The organism is Bacillus sp. FSL M7-1345, from assembly GCF_038006985.1.
Classification (GTDB): domain Bacteria; phylum Bacillota; class Bacilli; order Bacillales; family Bacillaceae_G; genus Bacillus_A; species Bacillus_A cereus_U.
Genome location: NZ_JBBOWG010000001.1, coordinates 1,702,245 through 1,720,195 on the forward strand (window position 1 = coordinate 1,702,245; position 17,951 = coordinate 1,720,195).

Below are 17,951 nucleotides of genomic sequence, written 5' to 3' on the forward strand. Positions count from 1 at the left end.
GCTATGAAAGTATGTGAAAACGTTACAGAATTAATAGGAGATACACCTGTCGTTCGATTATCTAAATTTATTCCAGAAGACGCGGCGGATGTGTATGTAAAACTGGAAATGTTTAATCCGTCACGCAGTGTGAAAGATCGTGCTGCTTATAATTTAATTCATATTGCTGAGGAACACGGTCTCATTAAGCCGGGGGATACAATTATTGAACCGACGAGCGGAAATACAGGAATTGGCTTAGCGATGAATGCGGCTGCTAAAGGGTATAAAGCTATTTTAATTATGCCAGATAATATGTCCAAAGAGCGTATTAATTTATTGAAGGCATACGGAGCAGAGGTAGTTTTAACACCGGCAGAACAAAGAATGCCAGGAGCAATTGCGAAGGCGGTAGAGTTACAAAAAGAAATTCCAAATAGTTTTATTCCGCAGCAATTTGAAAACCCAGCAAATCCGGATGTTCATCGTTATACGACTGCACTTGAAATTTATGAACAAATGGATGGAGAGCTTGATGCATTTGTAGCAACCGCAGGAACAGGTGGAACAATTACAGGGACCGGTGAAACATTAAAAGAGAAACTACCAAACTTATATATTGCAGTAGTAGAACCGAAAGGATCACCAGTGTTATCTGGTGGTGTTCCAGGCCCTCATAAACTAGTCGGAACAAGTCCTGGTTTTATTCCAAAAAACTTAAATACAGAAGTGTATAACGAAATTATTCAAATTGCGGATGAAGAAGCGTTAACTACAATGAGAAACTTAGCAAGACAAGAAGGCTTATTAGTAGGGCCATCTTCAGGAGCTTCTGTTTACGCAGCAATTATGATAGCGAAGCGTCTAGGTGCTGGCAAAAAGGTTTTATGTATTGCACCTGATACAGGGGAACGTTATTTAAGTATGGGGCTATTTGAATAAAAATGATGAAAACACCTTAATAGTAAGGATGAAAATCCTCTATTAAGGTGTTTCTTTTAGAAAAATAGAGAATGGATGAGTGGGGAGAATGACAATGAAACTATTAAAACTGACATACGAATATCGCGAACAAATTATGGAGTATAGGCAGGCATTTTTAAATTCAGGAGAACAACCACACGGTAGTAGTTCTTTACAAAATTTTGCTTCTCTGGATGAATGGTTTGAAAAAGTGAGTATACAAGAAGTAGGAGAAAACTTACCATCTAATCGAGTACCATCTAGTCAATTTTTAAGTTTTGAAAAAGGAGAACTTATAGGTTTTGTGAATATTAGACATCGATTAAATCCAGAATTATTGCTGGAAAGCGGTCATATCGGTTATAGTGTGCATCCTAATAAACGTCGCCAAGGATATGCTACTAAACAACTTCAACTTTCATTGGCTGAAGCGCAAAAATTAGGATTGAAGAAAGTGTTAATAACTTGTGATAAATCTAATATTGGTTCTGCTAAAACGATTCAAAAGGTTGGCGGTGTGTTAGAAAATGAAGTAGTTTCTACTCATACTGGCGAAATTGTTCAGCGTTATTGGATAGAAATATAATTTAGTAGGAATTTGAAAAGGTAATGTAATGCGGAATATTGAAATAGATAAATGAAAAGTAAGGGGAGTACTGCAGTTTTAGGGGGAAATGAAATGGGATTAAAAGAGAAAGCGATAAAAATGTCGGAGATTTATAGGCAAAACCCGAAAGTCGAAGCTATTATTTTAGCAGGATCTGTAGCTAGAAAGTTAGAAGATGAACATTCAGATATTGAATTACATATTTTATGGTCAGCACCGCCAGAGGATGAGGATCGTCAAGGACCTATTAACAATATTGGTGGAACGATTTTGTCATATCATCCTTACGAGGAAGAAGAATGGTCGGAAACATATTTGACGAAAGAAGGAATTAAACTAGAGATTAGTAATTTTTTAACAGTGACAGTAGAAAAGGTTATTTCAGAAGTTATAGAGCAGCATGATATAAATTATGAGAAACAATGTATTGTATCATCGGTTCATGATGGTGTGAGTTTGTATGGAGAAGTGAAAGTACATGCTCTAAAAGATAGAGTTGAAGCATATCCAGAAGAACTGGCGAAAAGGATGATTTCAGAAAACCTTTGGTTAAGCAATCGTTGGCATAATCGAGAGGCTCTTTTGAAACGAAAAGATTGGCTTATGCTTTATGATGTTATTTGTGAAGTACAAAGAAATATATTTGGGGTCTTGTTTGGAATGAACCGAATGTACGTGCATCATCCTGCATTTAAATGGATGCCAGATAATGTGGAACGAATGAGTATTAAACCTGAAAATCTATATGAGCGTATGGCAAATACGCTGATAGGGGAACCGGAGTATAGTGTACAGGAGTTAGAAGTGTTAATCGAAGAGGTATTACATTTAGTAGAACAATATGCTCCAAAATTAAATATTGCTGAACAACAAAAGCATATTCAATATGCGAAGTAAAAAGAAGAGATGTAACAACAAGTTACATCTCTTCTTTTTTATTTAACTAATTTCCCTAGTACAGGTAAACGTTGAATACGATCACCGAGAATATGTGAAGCAAGTCCACTCGTTAGTACGAATAAAAGATAAGCAAATCCTCCTGCTGAGGCGCATATAAACACAATAATCAGTGATTCTACATAAGATTGACCAGGGATAATCCAGCTTATAAATGTTCTTAATGCGATTACAACAGCAGACATTGCCGCGGAGTAAACCGTAATAAGAAATACTGTTTTTGCTGTTTCGCCAATGTTAAATTTCGCAAATTTAACGATGCAGTACAACATAATAATATTTGAAACGAGGTATCCAAGAATTGTTCCAAGCACAGCGCCATGTCCACCGAATAAGTGTAAAAGTGGTGTGTTCAACAGAATTTTAACGAGAATACCGACTGAGAATGCAATCATTGTTTTTCTTTGATAATCAATTCCTTGTAATATAGCTGCTGAAACGGTGAAAATCGCACTTAATATAGCAGACGGTGCAAATGAAATTAAATATTGTGATCCATCAAGTGCAATTTCAGGATTTACATAAACCATGCGGAATGCATCGTAAGCGATACTAGCTAGACCGAATGCTGCTGGGATAGTGAAGAATAATAATACTTGAAATATCTTTGCAATTTGTCCTTGTAATTCATCTAGTTTCCCGCTTGTAAATGATTTCGTAATAGCTGGAATTATCGTTAATGAGAATCCGGTTGCAAGTGAAGCTGGAATCATAATTAACTTTTGGGCATAGTTCGTTATATAAGCGAAAACTGCATTAGCGGTTTCTAAAGGCTCACCCATTGCTCTAAGGACATCAGCAACGGTATATTGATCTACTAACGTATAGAGAGGGATTGCAATGCCTACAAATACAATTGGAATTGCATAACGCAGTAATTCCATATAAATACTTCTTAACGGAATGTTTGATGATCTTGTTTTTAGCTCACCTTCAGGAGGTTTTAATCCATTATATTTTTTCCAGTACATCATTAAAATAGAGACGCTTGCAAGTGCCCCGATAACAGCACCAAACGTAGCAACTGCAACAGAAGAAGCTACTGAACCTCCTAATATTTTGGAGACGATGAAGCTACCAACTAAAATGAAAACAACGCGCGCAATTTGTTCCACAACTTGAGAAACAGCACTTGGTTTCATATGTTGAAAGCCTTGGAAATAACCACGTGTAACACTCATAGCTGGTACGATAATAAGCGCGAAACTTAATGCTCGCATTGTAAGTGTTACGTCGGCGATAAATTGTGGATCTGGTGTTTTCGAGCGAATAATAAATTGTGATATGTACGGTGCTCCAATAAATAAAGTTAAAAATCCTAAAAAGCCCATAAACAACATCAATTTTACGCTCGAGTTATACAATTTTTTACTTGTACTATAATCACCAAGCGCATTATGTTTTGCAACAAATTTTGAGACGGCAATTGGAATACCAGCTGTTGAAAAGCTTAATAAAATACCGTACCAAGAGTATGCATATCCGTATAAAGCGACCCCTTGCGTTCCAACTAATAATTGGAAGGGGAAAAAGTATATAAAACCTAAAATTCGTGAAATCATTGTTGCACCACTTAATAAAGCAGTACCTTTTAAAACTTTTGAAGTAGACAAAATTCTTTCCTCCTACTCGTGCTGCCTTGCATTTATCGTATACTACTATAAACCTGTTAGAGAAGTTAATACAGTATAAACCATAAATGTTCTAATACTATTCATTTAAAAGTCATATTTTGAATTTTAAAATAGAATGTAGTACATAAAATTTCAAAATATAAGTTGACACTATTTTTAATGTATGATAAAAATGATAGTAATCAATTCGGAAAATAATATTTGAGCAATGAAAGGGTATAGTAGTGAAAATCTCCCTATTTCAGAGAGCTGATGGTTGGTGTGAATCAGTATATAGATTATTCATGAAGTTCGTCCTGGAGCATCTTTCATAAATCTCACATTGTGAGGAAATGAAAGACGGTAGTGCATACCGTTATCAAATAAAGTGGTGAAGATTTTTTTCACAACTAGGGTGGTACCGCGATATATATCGTCCCTACGTATTTACGTAGGGACGTTTTTTATTTAGGTCTTAACTTTGTTGTGTCTTCATAACTAGGGTGGTACCGCGATATTTTATCGTCCCTACGTATTTGCGTAGGGGCGTTTTTATTTAGGTCTTACTTTTGTTGTATCTTCATAACTAGGGTGGTACCGCGATATTTTTTGTCGTCCCTACGTATTTACGTAGGGGCGTTTTTTATTAGGGAGGAAGTGAGTGTATTAGAAAAGAGTATTGATAGAACAATATAAATACTGAATTGTAAAATAGAAATAGAAAAAGAGAGGAGATAAAAAGATGAATTCACAGCAATGGACATCGAAATTAGGTTTCGTATTAGCTGCAGCAGGTTCAGCAATTGGTCTTGGGGCGATTTGGAAATTCCCGTATATGGCCGGAATCGGAGGAGGCGGAGCGTTCTTCCTTATTTTCATCGGTTTCACATTATTAATTGGTTTACCGCTATTATTAGCTGAATTCGTTATTGGAAGAAGTACACAAAAAGAGGCTGTTGATGCGTATAGAGAGATTGCTCCTAAAACGTTATGGCCGTGGTTAGGTAAATTAGGGATTGTAACATGTTTCATATTACTTTCTTTCTACAGTGTTGTAGGGGGCTGGATTTTATTATACTTATGGAATGCAATTACAGGTAGACTATGGGAAGGAAATGGAGCATACGAAGCTACGTTTGGTGAAATCATTTCCAATCCGTATTTAGCAGTTGGATCACAGCTATTATTCATCCTTATTACTATTTTTATCGTAAGTAAAGGTGTACAAAATGGTGTTGAAAAAGTAAATAAATATTTCATGCCAGCGCTATTCGTTTTATTCTTTATATTAATTGTTCGTGCACTTACGTTAGACGGTGCTGGAGAAGGAGTTCGATTCTTCTTACAACCTGATTTCTCAAACGTAACATCAGAAATCATTTTATATGCAATGGGGCAATCGTTCTTCTCGCTATCTGTCGGTGTAGCCGTTATGGTAACGTATAGCTCATACTTACCGAAAGAAGAAAGTTTACCGCGTTCAGCATTTTCTATCGTAGCTTTAACACTTGTTATTACATTACTTGCAGGACTTGCAATTTTCCCAGTTGTGTTCGCATTTGGAATGGAACCATCTCAAGGACCAGGACTATTATTTATCGTATTGCCAGCTATTTTCAGTAAAATGGCGTTCGGAAAATTATTCTTCATCGTTTTCTTATTACTATTCTTCTTTGCTACTATTACATCAGCAATTTCGATGTTAGAAATTAGCGTTGCATCTTTAACAACAAAAGGTAAAAGCAAAGGGAAACGTGAAAAAATGGCTTTAATTGTTGGGTTGTTAATCTTTGTTGTTGGGGTACCATCAGCATTATCATTCGGTTTGTTAAGTGATGTGAAACCATTTGGGAAAACAATTTTTGATTTAGCAGACTATGCGGTTAGTAACATACTAATGCCGCTTGGTGTTTTATTAGTTTCCATCTTTGTTCCGTTGAAAATGAAGAAAGATGTATTAATGAAAGAGCTTGGTGTAAGTAAAAATAAAGGCTATAAACTATTCGTATTATGGTTATTCTTACTTCGCTATATTGCACCAATTGCGATTATTATCGTATTCTTAAATGTACTTGGAATTATATAAAAGAAAGGTAGCGTATCGTGGTATGATACGCTACCTTTTTATTTTTCTCTTTTTTGCAATTCATTTACTGTTACGAATTGATACCCCTTTTTAGATAAAGAGTCTAAAATACCTTCAATGGTTTGCAGATTTTCATTAGATTCATCATACATAGAGTGCAATAAAATGATAGAACCAGGTTTTATATTCTTATTGACGTAGTCAACTTTATCAGCCGCAGATTTATAAAAAGTATCAGGCTCAAGATTCCATGTGATAGTTTCAATATTATTTTTGTTTAAATAGTATGGTAGTCCTATTAGTTTCTTACCGTTGGGTGGCCTAAAATCAATTTCATCTGTATATCCTGTTTGACGGATTATCGAGTTCGTTTTTTCAATTTCTTCTTTAATAAAAGAAGGAGTTTTGAAAACCATTCTATTATGAGAATATGTATGGTTTCCAAGTTGGTGCCCTGATTGAACAATTGCTTTTCCTAATGGTAAATTGTTTTCTAATTCGTTTCCGATAACAAAGAAAGTAGCTTTCGCATTGTATTTATCTAGTAGTGGTAATATTTGTTTTACATTGTTAGTAGGACCATCATCAAAAGTTAAAGCAATCACTTTTTCATTTGTTTCTACGTGATTTGTTAGATCTCCAAATAATTGAAAGCTTCTTGCGTTCATCAATTTGTATGTTCCGAATAAAGCTGTAGTAATAATGAATATTGTAACTATTGTAATGATTATTCTCTTCTTCATAACGCAACCTCACTATACTTTTTGATTCGATTAAAAAGTATTATATCAAACTGTGTAACTTGTTGCTTCAAAAATTGTGAAGATGCAAGGAGAGGGAATTTATCATATAATAAAATGCAAAAGGTATATTAGGAGGTGTTTATGTGGCGATTACAATTCAATTGCCAGACACTGCAGCGTCTCATGCAAAGCCAAGTATGGAAATGGCGATACTTTGCGTGAGGTAGACAAGTAATATACAATCAATCGCCAAAATGAGCTCGTATCATTTTTTATATTTGGCTTTGCACCTTATTGAAATGAACCATAAAAAATAAGGGGCGAGCAGAAATGAAATACGTAAAAGCTGCGACTGTTTTACCAGAAAGTTTAATTGCTGAAATCCAAAAGTATATACAAGGTGAAACAATTTACATTCCAAAACAAGAAACAAAACATTATAAATGGGGTACACGATCTGGCGGAAGAAAACAACTGGATGAAAGAAATAAAGCAATTAAAGACGCTTTTAAAAGTGGAATTGCAATTCATCAATTAGCAGAAGAATATTTTCTTTCCGGAGAAACGATTAAAAAGATTGTGTATTCTAAATAAACAAAAGTAAAAGAGTCTGATTCGAATATTATTTTGAATCAGACTCTTTTTACTTTGTATGTATTGAATATGGATGGGCATGATAATATCAAAAATGCAACGTCTATGTATTAAACAGAATACATAGAGTGCGGGTTAAAGCAGAAAGGTGAATAACTATGAATCATCTTGGACAAATAACGATAGAGCTTTTAGTTGGTTTTTTTGTTCTATTAATTGCTACAAAAATATTAGGGAAAACACAAATATCTCAGCTAACGCCTTTTGATTTTATTTCTGCTATCGTTCTTGGTGAGCTTGTTGGAAATTCAATATATGATCCTAAAATTAAAGTGTGGTCTATTTTATATTCAGTATTTGTTTGGGTCATATTAATTTACACAATAGAAGTGATAACACAAAAAATAAGAGGAACAAGAAGGTTTTTTGAAGGATACCCTTCTATTATCATTCGTAATGGGCATATTGACCGAGAGCAATTAAGTGCAAATCATTTGGACATCAACCAATTACAGCAAATGCTAAGACAACAAAAAGATATTTTTTCAATCCGAGAAGTTGAATATATGATATTGGAACCTAACGGAAACATAAGCGTTCTGAAAAAAAGTAAATATGAAACTCCCAATATAAATGATTTAAGTTTAAAACATAAGCCAGTATACTTACCCATTTCATTAATTAGTGACGGAAAAGTAGTTAAGGATAATTTGAGAGAAGCAGGTTTTGATGAGGGATGGCTTTATAAGCAAATTAAGCAAAAAGGGATTACTAAATTTGAGGATGTATTATATGCGGAATGGAAAACAGATGATGGATTTTTTTGTCAGGAGATGAAAAGATTAAAATAGTAATAAAAAAACAATTCCTAGAGGCATGTCTATGCAATGTTCATTTCTAAATTATCTTTTACATATCAAAAAACTGAATCATTGTATACAATAAAACTAGATCAACAATTTGTATGGAGTGATAAAGATGGAAGCTTTTATTAGAAGTGATCAATATAATTTTATAAAGTCACAAGCTTATATTTTAGCAAATGGACATGCGACGGCAAATGATAGAGGAGTAATTCAAGCGTTAAAATCACTTGCAATTGAAAAGATAATACATGTATTTGAGAATTTAACGGATGAACAGAAAGAGTTAATTGATACGGTATTAACAGTTGAAAATAGAGAAGATGCAGAATCGTTTTTACTGAAAATAAATCCGTATGTAATACCGTTTCAGGAAGTTACAGCACAAACGTTAAAAAAATTATTTCCTAAGGCGAAAAAATTAAAACTTCCTGATATGGAAGAAATTAATATGAAAGAAACGTCTTATTTAAGCTGGATTGATAAAGGAACAAGCAGGAAATTTATAATTGCAAAAAACAATAATAAGTTCGTTGGTCTACAAGGAACGTTCCAAAGCATAAATAAAAAAAGTATTTGTTCATTATGTCATGGGCATGAAGAAGTAGGGATGTTTTTAGTTGAAATAAAAGGAAAAATCCCAGGAACGTTTGTTAAAAAGGGCAATTATATTTGCAAAGATGGTGTTGCTTGTAACCATAACATGAAATCGCTTGATAAATTACAGGATTTTATTGAGAGATTGAAGAAATAAATAGAAGACCTCTAGTACTAAAACTGGAGGTTTTTATTTTTTGAAGAAGTAGTAATAGATTTCCTTTGTAGATGTGGATTAAAAATAAAGTTTGATAAAAATATCTATTTCAATACAGTTGCTTATTTTGAAGGAGGTAAAACATGGATTACATTTCACCGAAAGATGAGGTGTTAAAGGTGAAACGGTGGCCTAAAGATACGATAGCGGCCGGTCGTGGTCATACCGTTGGTCTTAAATCGGATGGCACGGCGGTAGCAGTGGGGCGAAATAAAGAAGGTGAATGCAATGTAAGCGGCTGGCGTGATATTGAAGCGGTCGTGGTGGGGAATGTTCATATGGCGACGAACACAGGTAATGCTCATACAATCGGTCTTACAACTGACAGTACTGTGGTAGCTGTGGGTTGGAATAAGCATAACCAATGCGATGTAAACGACTGGAATAATATTGTAACAGTGGCGGCGGGTTGGCGGCGTACCATTGGTCTTAAATCGGATGGTACGGTGGTAGCAGTGGGGCGAAATAAAGAAGGTGAATGCAATGTAAGCGGCTGGCGTGATATTGTGGCGGTCGCAGCAGGCGACTGGCATACTATCGGCCTTAAATTGGACGGTACGGTGACGGCTGTGGGTAATAATCGGTATGACCAATGCAATGTCAGTGGCTGGAGGGATATTGTGGCGATAGCGGCGGGTTATCTTCATACCGTTGGTCTTAAATCTGACGGCATGGTGACGGCTGTGGGTAATAATAAACATGGTCAATGCGATGTAAGCAGCTGGAGGGATATTGTGACAATAGCGGCAGGGAGTAATCATACAATTGGTCTTAAATCTGACGGCATGGTGACGGCTGTGGGTAATAATAAACATGGTCAATGTGATGTAAGTGATTGGCGTGATATTGTAGCGATAGCGGCGGGTTGTACCCATACCGTCGGTCTTAAATCTGACGGCACGGTGGTAGCAGTGGGTGATAACGAATATGGCCAATGCGATGTAGACAACTGGCACGGTATCCGACTGCCCGATCCAAACATTTTGTCAATCTAAATATGTGTTGATGGGAATAAGAATGTTTAATTTCTAATAAATCGCGGGTAATATTATTTTATTTCAGGAGTAATTATGGAATAAGGTATGTAGAAAATAATTAAACTTAAATCTACTGAATAAGAAACCTTTTACAAAAAGGGGTTCTTATTCTTTTCCATAAAATGAGAGTTTACATGGCATTTTTGAACAGATGTTATTAATCGCGATTGGCCTTTTAATTGTATGGTACTTTTCTCAAAGATAAAAACGCATCGTACTTTTAAAAGAAAGCACGATGCATTTTTATTATTTTTTTTGCCAATTTTCTTTTATGAAATCTTCACGACCAGATTCTTTTTGCTCGGTAGCATATTTCTCTGGATTCTTTTTATAGAAATGTTGGTGGTATTCCTCTGCTTCATAAAAAGGTGCAGCTGAGCGAATTTCAGTCACAATAGGATTTTTAAACATACCGCTTTCTGCTAGAGTTTGCTTCGATTTTTCTGCAAGCTCTTTTTGTGTTTCATTATGATAAAAAATTGCTGTGCGGTAAGAGGGACCACGATCGAAAAATTGTCCGCCGTCATCAGTTGGATCAATTTGTGGCCAATATAAATCTAGTAATTTTTGATACGGGAAAATAGAAGGATCAAATGTAATTTGAACGACTTCTAAATGTCCCGATGTCCCTGATTTTACTTGTTCGTATGTTGGGTTTTCTATATGACCACCCGCATAACCAGAAATGATTTTTTGAATGCCAGGAAGCTCGTCAAATGGCTTTACCATGCACCAAAAACAACCGCCTGCGAAGGTTGCGAGTTCGTATGTTTTTTCGGACATTGCTGTAATCCTCCTAAATGTATATGTTTTATACAGTATTATATAAATTGTTTTATTGCGCAATAAAAAAGATTTGAAAATATATGTTTTTTATAAACAAGATCCTCCGCTCACATCGATCAATTGTCCAGTAACCCAGCGGCTATCAGGAGAAGCGAGAAATGCAGCAGTATCGGCAATGTCTTCTACTTCACCTAATCGATTGAAGGCTGAAATGTTAGTAGCGTACTGTTTCATCATTGGATCGCTCAAGAGTTCCGCATTCATATCTGTTTGAATGAAGCCTGGAAGTATTGCATTTACAGTAATACCTCGTGTGCCAAGTTGTTTTGCTAGAGTGAAAGTCATTGTGTTAATTGCACCTTTCGTCATACTATATGCAACGAAATCAGGTAAAGAAATGCGAGTTGCGGCTGATGAGATATTAACAATCCGGCTATTGTCACGTAAACGCGGTAGAGCTTGTTGGATGATGAAGAATGGTGCTTTTGCATTTACTGAAACGATTCTATCAAAAAATTGTTCAGTCGTTTCTTCAATAAAAGCACCAGGTCCAATTCCAGCGTTGTTTATTAAAATATCAAATTCCGTTCCACCAGTTCGCTTTTGCAATTCAGTATCTAAAGAATTATATAGGTTTTCTACACCGTGTAAAGATTCAAGATTTGCACCGATAGAAAAAGCTGATCCGCCATTTGATTGAATTTCATGAACAGTTTCTTCAGCATCTTCTTTTCGGTTACCATAATGAACAGCAACTAATGCACCATCGTTTGCTAAACGTTTTGCGATAGCACGTCCAATTCCTCGGCTTGCGCCAGTAACTAATGCTATTTTACCTTTTAACATAGTTCTCTCATCTCCTCATAAATTTTTTATATGTTTTTAAGTTGTTTTTCTTTATGTAGAAAAGCAAACATACTTAAGTAATATATGAGTACGTGTAAGAAGTTCATTCCAATTTTGTTTTGAGAAAAAATAAATAACTTTTTAGTATATGAATTGAGATTGAAAAATAAATTTTCGAAAAATATATTGACAATGAAAAGAAGAAAGTCCTATAATACGTTTAATAAATAAAAGTTAATTGAGAATTTTCAGACTTTAAATCATGTATATGCAAAGAAGAGGAAAGTAGATGATTATGATCGTTTCAGAGAGCTACTCCAAGGCTGTGAGAGTAGTAACAATCGAATCATTGAATATCACCTCGGAGCATCGCTTGCGAAAGGGAAACTGAGTAGAGGGCGGCGGCATCGTCTCCGGTAAAAGGACGGGGGTCTGGTTGGACCTACAAAGCTTATATTTCGTGAGAAGTGTAAGGAAGCTGAGTGGTAACGCGAAACTCTCGCCTCAGCAATCAAAGCTACTATTAAGTAGTAGTTGATTGCTGAGGTGAGAGTTTTTATTTTAAAAAATAGATTAAGTAAGAGAAAAAATGTGTAAGAAGGGATTTGACAAGATGAGAAGTGACATGATTAAAAAAGGTTTTGATAAAGCTCCGCATCGTAGTTTATTAAAAGCAACTGGTTTAAAAGATGAAGATTTTGATAAACCATTCATAGCAATTTGTAATTCTTTTATTGAAATTATTCCAGGTCATAAGCACTTAAATGAGTTTGGGAAACTTGTTAAAGAAGCAGTGCGTGCAGCAGGCATGGTTCCATTTGAATTTAATACAATTGGAGTAGATGATGGGATTGCGATGGGCCATATCGGTATGCGTTATTCGCTTCCGAGTCGTGAAATTATTGCAGATTCAGTAGAAACGGTTGTAAATGCACACTGGTTTGACGGAATGATTTGTATTCCGAACTGTGACAAAATTACACCAGGTATGATGATGGCTGCACTTCGCATAAACATTCCAACTGTTTTTGTTTCAGGTGGACCGATGGCAGCTGGGAAAACATCTAAAGGGGAAGTTGTCGATTTAAGTTCTGTTTTTGAAGGGGTAGGAGCCTACCAATCTGGGAAAATTTCAGAAGAAGAATTAAAGGATATTGAAGATCATGGCTGTCCATCTTGTGGTTCTTGTTCCGGTATGTTTACAGCGAACTCTATGAACTGTTTATGTGAAGTGTTAGGCTTAGCTCTTCCTGGTAACGGGAGTATTTTAGCAATTGATCCAAGACGTGAGGAGTTAATTAAACAAGCAGCAGAAAAATTGAAAATTTTAATTGAAAGAGATATTAAACCACGCGACATTGTAACAGAAGAAGCAATTGATGATGCGTTTGCACTTGATATGGCGATGGGTGGATCAACGAATACAGTATTACACACGTTAGCACTCGCGCAAGAGGCGGGGTTAGATTACGATATGAACCGCATTGATGCAGTTTCAAGGCGTGTACCGCATTTATGTAAAGTAAGTCCAGCTTCTAATTGGCATATGGAAGATATCGATCGAGCAGGCGGGATTAGTGCAATTTTGAAAGAGATGAGCCGAAAAGAAGGGGTACTTCACCTTGATCGTATAACTGCTACTGGGCAAACGTTACGAGAAAATATCGCTCATGCAGAGATTCAAGATAAGGAAGTGATTCATTCTCTCGAAAATCCTCATAGTGAAGAAGGGGGATTACGTATATTAAAAGGAAACCTTGCGAAAGATGGAGCGGTTATTAAAAGCGGAGCAACCGAAGTAAAACGATTTGAAGGACCTTGCGTTATTTTTAATTCACAAGATGAGGCGCTTGCCGGCATTATGCTTGGGAAAGTTAAGAAAGGAGACGTAGTTGTCATTCGCTATGAGGGGCCAAGAGGCGGACCTGGTATGCCGGAAATGTTAGCACCAACATCAGCAATTGCTGGTATGGGATTAGGAGCTGATGTTGCACTTTTAACTGATGGTCGCTTCTCTGGTGCTTCACGTGGTATTTCAGTAGGGCACATTTCACCAGAAGCAGCTGCGGGAGGAACGATTGCACTTCTTGAAAAAGGAGATATTGTATGTATTGATGTTGAAGAACGCTTGTTAGAAGTAAGAGTTAGTGATGAAGAATTAGATAAACGTAAAAAAGAATGGAAACGACCGGAACCAAAAGTGAAAACTGGCTGGCTTGGACGTTATGCGCAGATGGTAACATCGGCGAATACAGGTGCAGTTCTAAAAATCCCAAATTTTGATTGAGCCAATTTAAAAGAGATAAGGATGATACGGAATGGTGCAAAAGGTAAAGGAGAGAGTGAAAATTGAAGATATCTTAATGGCTCATAATTGCATGAAAGATATCGTTATTAAAACACCGTTACAACGAGATTCAGTTTTATCTGAGAAATATGAATGTGATGTATACGTTAAGCGAGAAGATTTACAAGTTATTCGTTCTTTCAAAATTCGTGGTGCGTATAATTTAATTCAAAGTTTACCGAAAGAAAAGTTACAAAATGGTGTTGTTTGTGCAAGTGCTGGTAATCATGCACAAGGAGTGGCTTATACATGTAATTTATTGAAGATTCCGTCAAAGGTTTTCATGCCGACAACGACACCTAAGCAAAAAGTATCACAAGTTGAATTTTTCGGTGGTGATTTCGCAGAAATTGTATTAGTTGGTGATACATTTGATAGTGCTTTCCAAGAGGCGCAGCGCTATTGTGTGGAAAATAGGATGACATTTGTACATCCGTTCGATGATCCGTATGTCATTGCTGGTCAAGGAACAGTCGCTGTTGAAATTATGCATGATATGGAGAAACCAGTTGATTATATATTTACAGCAATTGGCGGTGGTGGATTAGCATCTGGTATTGGTACATATGTAAAGGGGGTTAGTCCTACTACAAAGGTTATTGGTGTAGAACCGATGGGAGCTGCATCTATGAAAGAAGCTTTTCTTCAAAATGAAAATGTTGCATTAGATAAGATTGATAGTTTTGTTGATGGAGCAGCTGTTAAGAAGGTAGGAAAGTTAACTTTTGAAACATGTAAAGATGTAATTGATGACATTGTTTTAGTACCGGAGGGAAAGGTTTGTACAACGATTTTAGAACTGTATAAGAAAAATGCGATTGTAGCAGAGCCGGCTGGAGCGCTTTCTATTGCGGCACTTGATCTATACAGAGATGAAATAAAGGGGAAAACAGTTGTATGTACGTTAAGTGGTGGGAATAATGATATTGATAGAATGCAAGAAATGAAAGAACGATCCCTTATTCATGAAGGATTAAAGCACTATTTCATCATTGAATTTCCTCAACGTTCAGGAGCACTACGAGAGTTTCTGGATAAAGGATTAGGACCGGAAGATGATATTACTCGCTTTGAGTATATTAAGAAACATAATAAAGAAAATGGTCCAGCTTTAGTGGGGGTAGAATTAAAACATAGGGAAGACTATGAAGCTTTAATTACTCGCTTTCAAGAAAATAACATTCAATTTGTGGAGCTTAATAAAACTCCTGTGCTGTTTGATTTACTTATTTAATAAAAGAAAAGAGTTAACATACAATTCTACTTGAAATAAAAAAGATAGATACAAGCGGCGGGAAATCCTGCTTGTTCTATCTTTTTTATTCTTTGAAAGTTAAACGAAATACGTTCCATATTTAAGAAGGATAAAGCTAGTTAACCAAAAAAGTATTGCAATACGAATGATTACGTACATTGTAAATTCAAAGGGAGAAAGTTTTCTCTCTCGCTTTATTTTTCTTAGAAGTCTAACTGAAAAAACGGAACATAAAAGCAGGATCGCTATAGATAGTTCATACACTTTTTCTAGCAGACTTATATTTTCTAACAAGTTTTTCAGCATATTCATCACCTTTTTGTAATGTATATCACAGAGAAATGGATCTCATGCTGTTTAGTTGCGTTTGTTTATTATTTTCCCAGTATCATCAATTTCTACATCAGTTGAAACCGTTTGTAAATATTGTAGAGCTTTTTTCTTTTCTTCTTCGTTTACAGGGGAAACTTGGTTGTTGCGAATGATGTAAGGATTGAATGACATTTGGACATCCTTTCCTTTAAAGGTTAAAGTTAATACGCCAGTTTCGGCGCTTTTTCCATTCACATAACTTGGGAATAAAAAGTTTCCTAATGAGTAAGCGATAGGCACTTTATTATAATACTCAAACCCTTGTAACCAATGCGGGTGACTTCCAACAATCGCATCAGCACCCGCCTCTACCATTTTCGGAACATATTGTTTCTGGTATTCTATCGGGCGATTTGATTTTTCGACGCCCCAATGCATATAGACGATTACATAATCAGCATCTTTCTTTTGCTCTTGAATTGTTTTTGTTACAAGATCTAGATCATATCCGTTTGCAACGCCGGGTTTATTGTCACCAGCTACCCAATTAAAGTTAGGCATAAAGCGTACAAAGGAAAGAAATTTAAACTTTTTTCCTTTTACAGTTAGTTCACGAGCGGTATAAGCATCTTCAACATTTTTTCCGGCTCCAGTGTAAGGTAGTTTTAACTTTTCGACGTGAGAAATGGTGTCTAGTAGTCCATCTTGTCCATAATCAAGCGTATGGTTATTGCCAATGTTTACGATGTCATATCCGGTGTTTTTAATGGCTTGTAGTGTGGATGGATCACTTTTAATCCAAAATTGTTGCCCAGGTACTTTTTTTTCTCTCGTTGTAAATGCTGACTCTAAATTAACAAAAGAAATATCAGCTTTCGTTATTTCTTCTTTTACGTGTTGAAATGGGTAATCCGCCCCATTTTTTTCGATTACAGGACGTAATTGCCAATCGAACATTGTATCACCAGAGAAGGTGAGCGTGATTTCTGGGTCTTCTATTTTATTTTCACTTTTTGAGGCCGTTTTACTAGAATTGTTTTGCATATCGGGTTTGTCTTTCGCTTTTGAAATAAAAGTGTAATTGATTAATAAAACAATTGGTGTAATGAAAAAGGCTATTAAAATAAGTCGTTTTAATAAAGTTTTCATAGCTACCGTCCCTTTTGGTTTTGTCCCGCTTTGTTCAACTGAAAAAAATCTATCACTGACTAAAGGTTCCCTGTATACCGTAATCGTGAACTTCCATAATGAGTGTAGTGGAAATAACGTATAGATAGATTCATAGATGCTAAAAAAAGCGGGTTGTTAGTAATGGAAATCACTTGTTAATATTCTCAATATTAAGTTAACATATAGGTAACCTTTAAAGCAATGTGTAATCCAGAATATAGTAATAAAGAATGCAGAGGATGGAGAATGTAATATGGTTATATTAGGAGCAGTTGTAAATGGGGTCTGCATTATAATTGGAACTTTGTTTGGTAAATTATTTAGTAATATTCCAGAAAGTATGAAAGGGACGATTATGCATGCAATTGGTTTAACGGTTGCTGCACTTGGACTTCAAATGGCATTGAAGAGTGAAAGTTTTCTCGTTGTGATTTTAAGTTTAGTTATTGGTGCGGTAATTGGAGAATGGCTACAATTAGAAGAAAGATTAACACATTTAGGAGAATGGCTAGAAAATAAAGTTGGATCGAAAGGTAAAGGAAGTATATCAGAAGGTTTTGTAACAGCTACGCTTATTTTTGCAATCGGCGCAATGGGGATACTTGGAGCATTAGACAGTGGGATTCGCGGAAATCATGATATTTTATTCACAAAGGCGATTATAGATGGATTCATTTCTATTATATTAACGACAACTCTAGGAATTGGCGTAGTATTTTCAGCGATTCCAGTGATTTTATATGAGGGAGGTATTGCAGTTTTTGCAACGCAAATTAATAGTTTTGTTCCAAAAGAATTAATGAATCAATTTATAGTGGAAATGACGGCTACGGGCGGTATTATGATATTCGCAATCGGATTAAATTTACTTGGATTTATTAAAATTAAAGTGGCAAATTTACTTCCAGGCATATTAATGGTTGGAGTAATTGTTTCTATTATATATGGTTATGGTTTGATAATAAGTCATTAGGGGAAG

17 protein-coding genes and 1 other annotated feature are annotated in these 17,951 nt (G+C 35.7%); of the genes, 11 read left to right on the forward strand and 6 right to left on the reverse strand.

What is annotated here, in order from left to right; all coding sequences use genetic code 11:
- The first annotated feature begins 3 nt into the window (after positions 1 to 3).
- The 3 genes from cysK (at position 4) to MHB76_RS08890 (ending at position 2,446) form a co-directional block, all read left to right on the forward strand.
- Positions 4 to 921 (forward strand): cysteine synthase A, encoded by a 918-nt coding sequence (gene cysK, locus MHB76_RS08880; protein ID WP_078173131.1) that lies wholly within the window; start codon positions 4 to 6, stop codon positions 919 to 921.
- 94 nt (positions 922 to 1,015) lie between these two features.
- Complete coding sequence (locus MHB76_RS08885; RefSeq protein WP_303047228.1) at positions 1,016 to 1,528, forward strand: GNAT family N-acetyltransferase; 513 nt, start codon at positions 1,016 to 1,018, stop codon at positions 1,526 to 1,528.
- A gap of 93 nt (positions 1,529 to 1,621) precedes the next feature.
- Positions 1,622 to 2,446: a DUF4037 domain-containing protein gene (locus tag MHB76_RS08890; protein WP_016104497.1), complete on the forward strand. Its 825-nt coding sequence runs from the start codon at positions 1,622 to 1,624 to the stop codon at positions 2,444 to 2,446.
- Positions 2,447 to 2,484: 38 nt separating this feature from the next.
- Here the strand turns inward: MHB76_RS08890 and MHB76_RS08895 are convergent, their stop codons facing one another.
- Positions 2,485 to 4,119 (reverse strand): putative polysaccharide biosynthesis protein, encoded by a 1,635-nt coding sequence (locus MHB76_RS08895; RefSeq protein ID WP_078173133.1) that lies wholly within the window; start codon positions 4,117 to 4,119, stop codon positions 2,485 to 2,487.
- Positions 4,120 to 4,339: 220 nt separating this feature from the next.
- Positions 4,340 to 4,563, forward strand: a binding site (T-box leader).
- A gap of 298 nt (positions 4,564 to 4,861) precedes the next feature.
- On the opposite strand from MHB76_RS08895, the gene MHB76_RS08900 reads away from it, so the two are divergent.
- Positions 4,862 to 6,205 carry a sodium-dependent transporter gene (locus MHB76_RS08900; RefSeq protein WP_002158375.1) on the forward strand — a complete coding sequence of 448 codons (1,344 nt, stop codon included), beginning with the start codon at positions 4,862 to 4,864 and terminating at the stop codon, positions 6,203 to 6,205.
- 38 nt (positions 6,206 to 6,243) lie between these two features.
- Here the strand turns inward: MHB76_RS08900 and MHB76_RS08905 are convergent, their stop codons facing one another.
- Entirely contained in the window at positions 6,244 to 6,948 is a 705-nt protein-coding gene (locus MHB76_RS08905) for a polysaccharide deacetylase family protein (protein ID WP_078173134.1), read from the reverse strand.
- 330 nt (positions 6,949 to 7,278) lie between these two features.
- Between MHB76_RS08905 and MHB76_RS08910 the strand changes: the two genes are divergently transcribed.
- From MHB76_RS08910 to MHB76_RS08925, 4 genes are all read left to right on the forward strand, one after another.
- Positions 7,279 to 7,542, forward strand: coding sequence for a CD3324 family protein (locus MHB76_RS08910; RefSeq protein WP_002202437.1), 264 nt, complete (start codon positions 7,279 to 7,281; stop codon positions 7,540 to 7,542).
- A 158-nt stretch (positions 7,543 to 7,700) separates the two neighbouring features.
- Positions 7,701 to 8,393 carry a DUF421 domain-containing protein gene (locus tag MHB76_RS08915; RefSeq protein WP_002158372.1) on the forward strand — a complete coding sequence of 231 codons (693 nt, stop codon included), beginning with the start codon at positions 7,701 to 7,703 and terminating at the stop codon, positions 8,391 to 8,393.
- A 127-nt stretch (positions 8,394 to 8,520) separates the two neighbouring features.
- Positions 8,521 to 9,159 (forward strand): FusB/FusC family EF-G-binding protein, encoded by a 639-nt coding sequence (locus MHB76_RS08920; protein ID WP_002200929.1) that lies wholly within the window; start codon positions 8,521 to 8,523, stop codon positions 9,157 to 9,159.
- A 143-nt stretch (positions 9,160 to 9,302) separates the two neighbouring features.
- Positions 9,303 to 10,214, forward strand: coding sequence for an RCC1 domain-containing protein (locus tag MHB76_RS08925; protein ID WP_078173135.1), 912 nt, complete (start codon positions 9,303 to 9,305; stop codon positions 10,212 to 10,214).
- A gap of 288 nt (positions 10,215 to 10,502) precedes the next feature.
- Here the strand turns inward: MHB76_RS08925 and msrA are convergent, their stop codons facing one another.
- Both msrA and MHB76_RS08935 read right to left on the reverse strand, forming a co-directional pair.
- Positions 10,503 to 11,039 carry a peptide-methionine (S)-S-oxide reductase MsrA gene (gene msrA / locus MHB76_RS08930; protein WP_070139111.1) on the reverse strand — a complete coding sequence of 179 codons (537 nt, stop codon included), beginning with the start codon at positions 11,037 to 11,039 and terminating at the stop codon, positions 10,503 to 10,505.
- 90 nt (positions 11,040 to 11,129) lie between these two features.
- Complete coding sequence (locus MHB76_RS08935; protein WP_070170008.1) at positions 11,130 to 11,888, reverse strand: SDR family oxidoreductase; 759 nt, start codon at positions 11,886 to 11,888, stop codon at positions 11,130 to 11,132.
- A gap of 613 nt (positions 11,889 to 12,501) precedes the next feature.
- Here MHB76_RS08935 and ilvD point away from each other — a divergent pair.
- Both ilvD and ilvA read left to right on the forward strand, forming a co-directional pair.
- Entirely contained in the window at positions 12,502 to 14,175 is a 1,674-nt protein-coding gene (gene ilvD, locus MHB76_RS08940) for a dihydroxy-acid dehydratase (protein WP_002200923.1), read from the forward strand.
- A 31-nt stretch (positions 14,176 to 14,206) separates the two neighbouring features.
- Positions 14,207 to 15,469, forward strand: a complete 1,263-nt coding sequence (gene ilvA / locus MHB76_RS08945; protein WP_070170009.1) for a threonine ammonia-lyase IlvA — start codon at positions 14,207 to 14,209, stop codon at positions 15,467 to 15,469.
- A 99-nt stretch (positions 15,470 to 15,568) separates the two neighbouring features.
- On the opposite strand, the gene MHB76_RS08950 is transcribed toward ilvA, so the two are convergent.
- Positions 15,569 to 15,796, reverse strand: coding sequence for a hypothetical protein (locus MHB76_RS08950; protein WP_070178809.1), 228 nt, complete (start codon positions 15,794 to 15,796; stop codon positions 15,569 to 15,571).
- A 51-nt stretch (positions 15,797 to 15,847) separates the two neighbouring features.
- Positions 15,848 to 16,951: a CapA family protein gene (locus MHB76_RS08955; protein WP_078173136.1), complete on the reverse strand. Its 1,104-nt coding sequence runs from the start codon at positions 16,949 to 16,951 to the stop codon at positions 15,848 to 15,850.
- A gap of 274 nt (positions 16,952 to 17,225) precedes the next feature.
- Here MHB76_RS08955 and MHB76_RS08960 point away from each other — a divergent pair, with 274 nt between their 5' ends.
- Positions 17,226 to 17,945, forward strand: a complete 720-nt coding sequence (locus MHB76_RS08960; protein ID WP_078173137.1) for a DUF554 domain-containing protein — start codon at positions 17,226 to 17,228, stop codon at positions 17,943 to 17,945.
- Positions 17,946 to 17,951 lie beyond the last annotated feature (6 nt).

Coding starts and splice junctions, on each gene's coding strand:
- MHB76_RS08925 (WP_078173135.1), top strand. CDS start 9,303: ATGGATTACATTTCACCGAAAGATGAGGTGTTAAAGGTGAAACGGTGG.
- MHB76_RS08900 (WP_002158375.1), top strand. CDS start 4,862: ATGAATTCACAGCAATGGACATCGAAATTAGGTTTCGTATTAGCTGCA.
- ilvD (WP_002200923.1), top strand. CDS start 12,502: ATGAGAAGTGACATGATTAAAAAAGGTTTTGATAAAGCTCCGCATCGT.
- ilvA (WP_070170009.1), top strand. CDS start 14,207: ATGGTGCAAAAGGTAAAGGAGAGAGTGAAAATTGAAGATATCTTAATG.
- MHB76_RS08885 (WP_303047228.1), top strand. CDS start 1,016: ATGAAACTATTAAAACTGACATACGAATATCGCGAACAAATTATGGAG.
- MHB76_RS08960 (WP_078173137.1), top strand. CDS start 17,226: ATGGTTATATTAGGAGCAGTTGTAAATGGGGTCTGCATTATAATTGGA.
- cysK (WP_078173131.1), top strand. CDS start 4: ATGAAAGTATGTGAAAACGTTACAGAATTAATAGGAGATACACCTGTC.
- MHB76_RS08915 (WP_002158372.1), top strand. CDS start 7,701: ATGAATCATCTTGGACAAATAACGATAGAGCTTTTAGTTGGTTTTTTT.
- MHB76_RS08955 (WP_078173136.1), bottom strand. CDS start 16,951: ATGAAAACTTTATTAAAACGACTTATTTTAATAGCCTTTTTCATTACA.
- MHB76_RS08920 (WP_002200929.1), top strand. CDS start 8,521: ATGGAAGCTTTTATTAGAAGTGATCAATATAATTTTATAAAGTCACAA.
- MHB76_RS08910 (WP_002202437.1), top strand. CDS start 7,279: ATGAAATACGTAAAAGCTGCGACTGTTTTACCAGAAAGTTTAATTGCT.
- MHB76_RS08890 (WP_016104497.1), top strand. CDS start 1,622: ATGGGATTAAAAGAGAAAGCGATAAAAATGTCGGAGATTTATAGGCAA.
- MHB76_RS08950 (WP_070178809.1), bottom strand. CDS start 15,796: ATGCTGAAAAACTTGTTAGAAAATATAAGTCTGCTAGAAAAAGTGTAT.
- MHB76_RS08905 (WP_078173134.1), bottom strand. CDS start 6,948: ATGAAGAAGAGAATAATCATTACAATAGTTACAATATTCATTATTACT.
- MHB76_RS08935 (WP_070170008.1), bottom strand. CDS start 11,888: ATGTTAAAAGGTAAAATAGCATTAGTTACTGGCGCAAGCCGAGGAATT.
- msrA (WP_070139111.1), bottom strand. CDS start 11,039: ATGTCCGAAAAAACATACGAACTCGCAACCTTCGCAGGCGGTTGTTTT.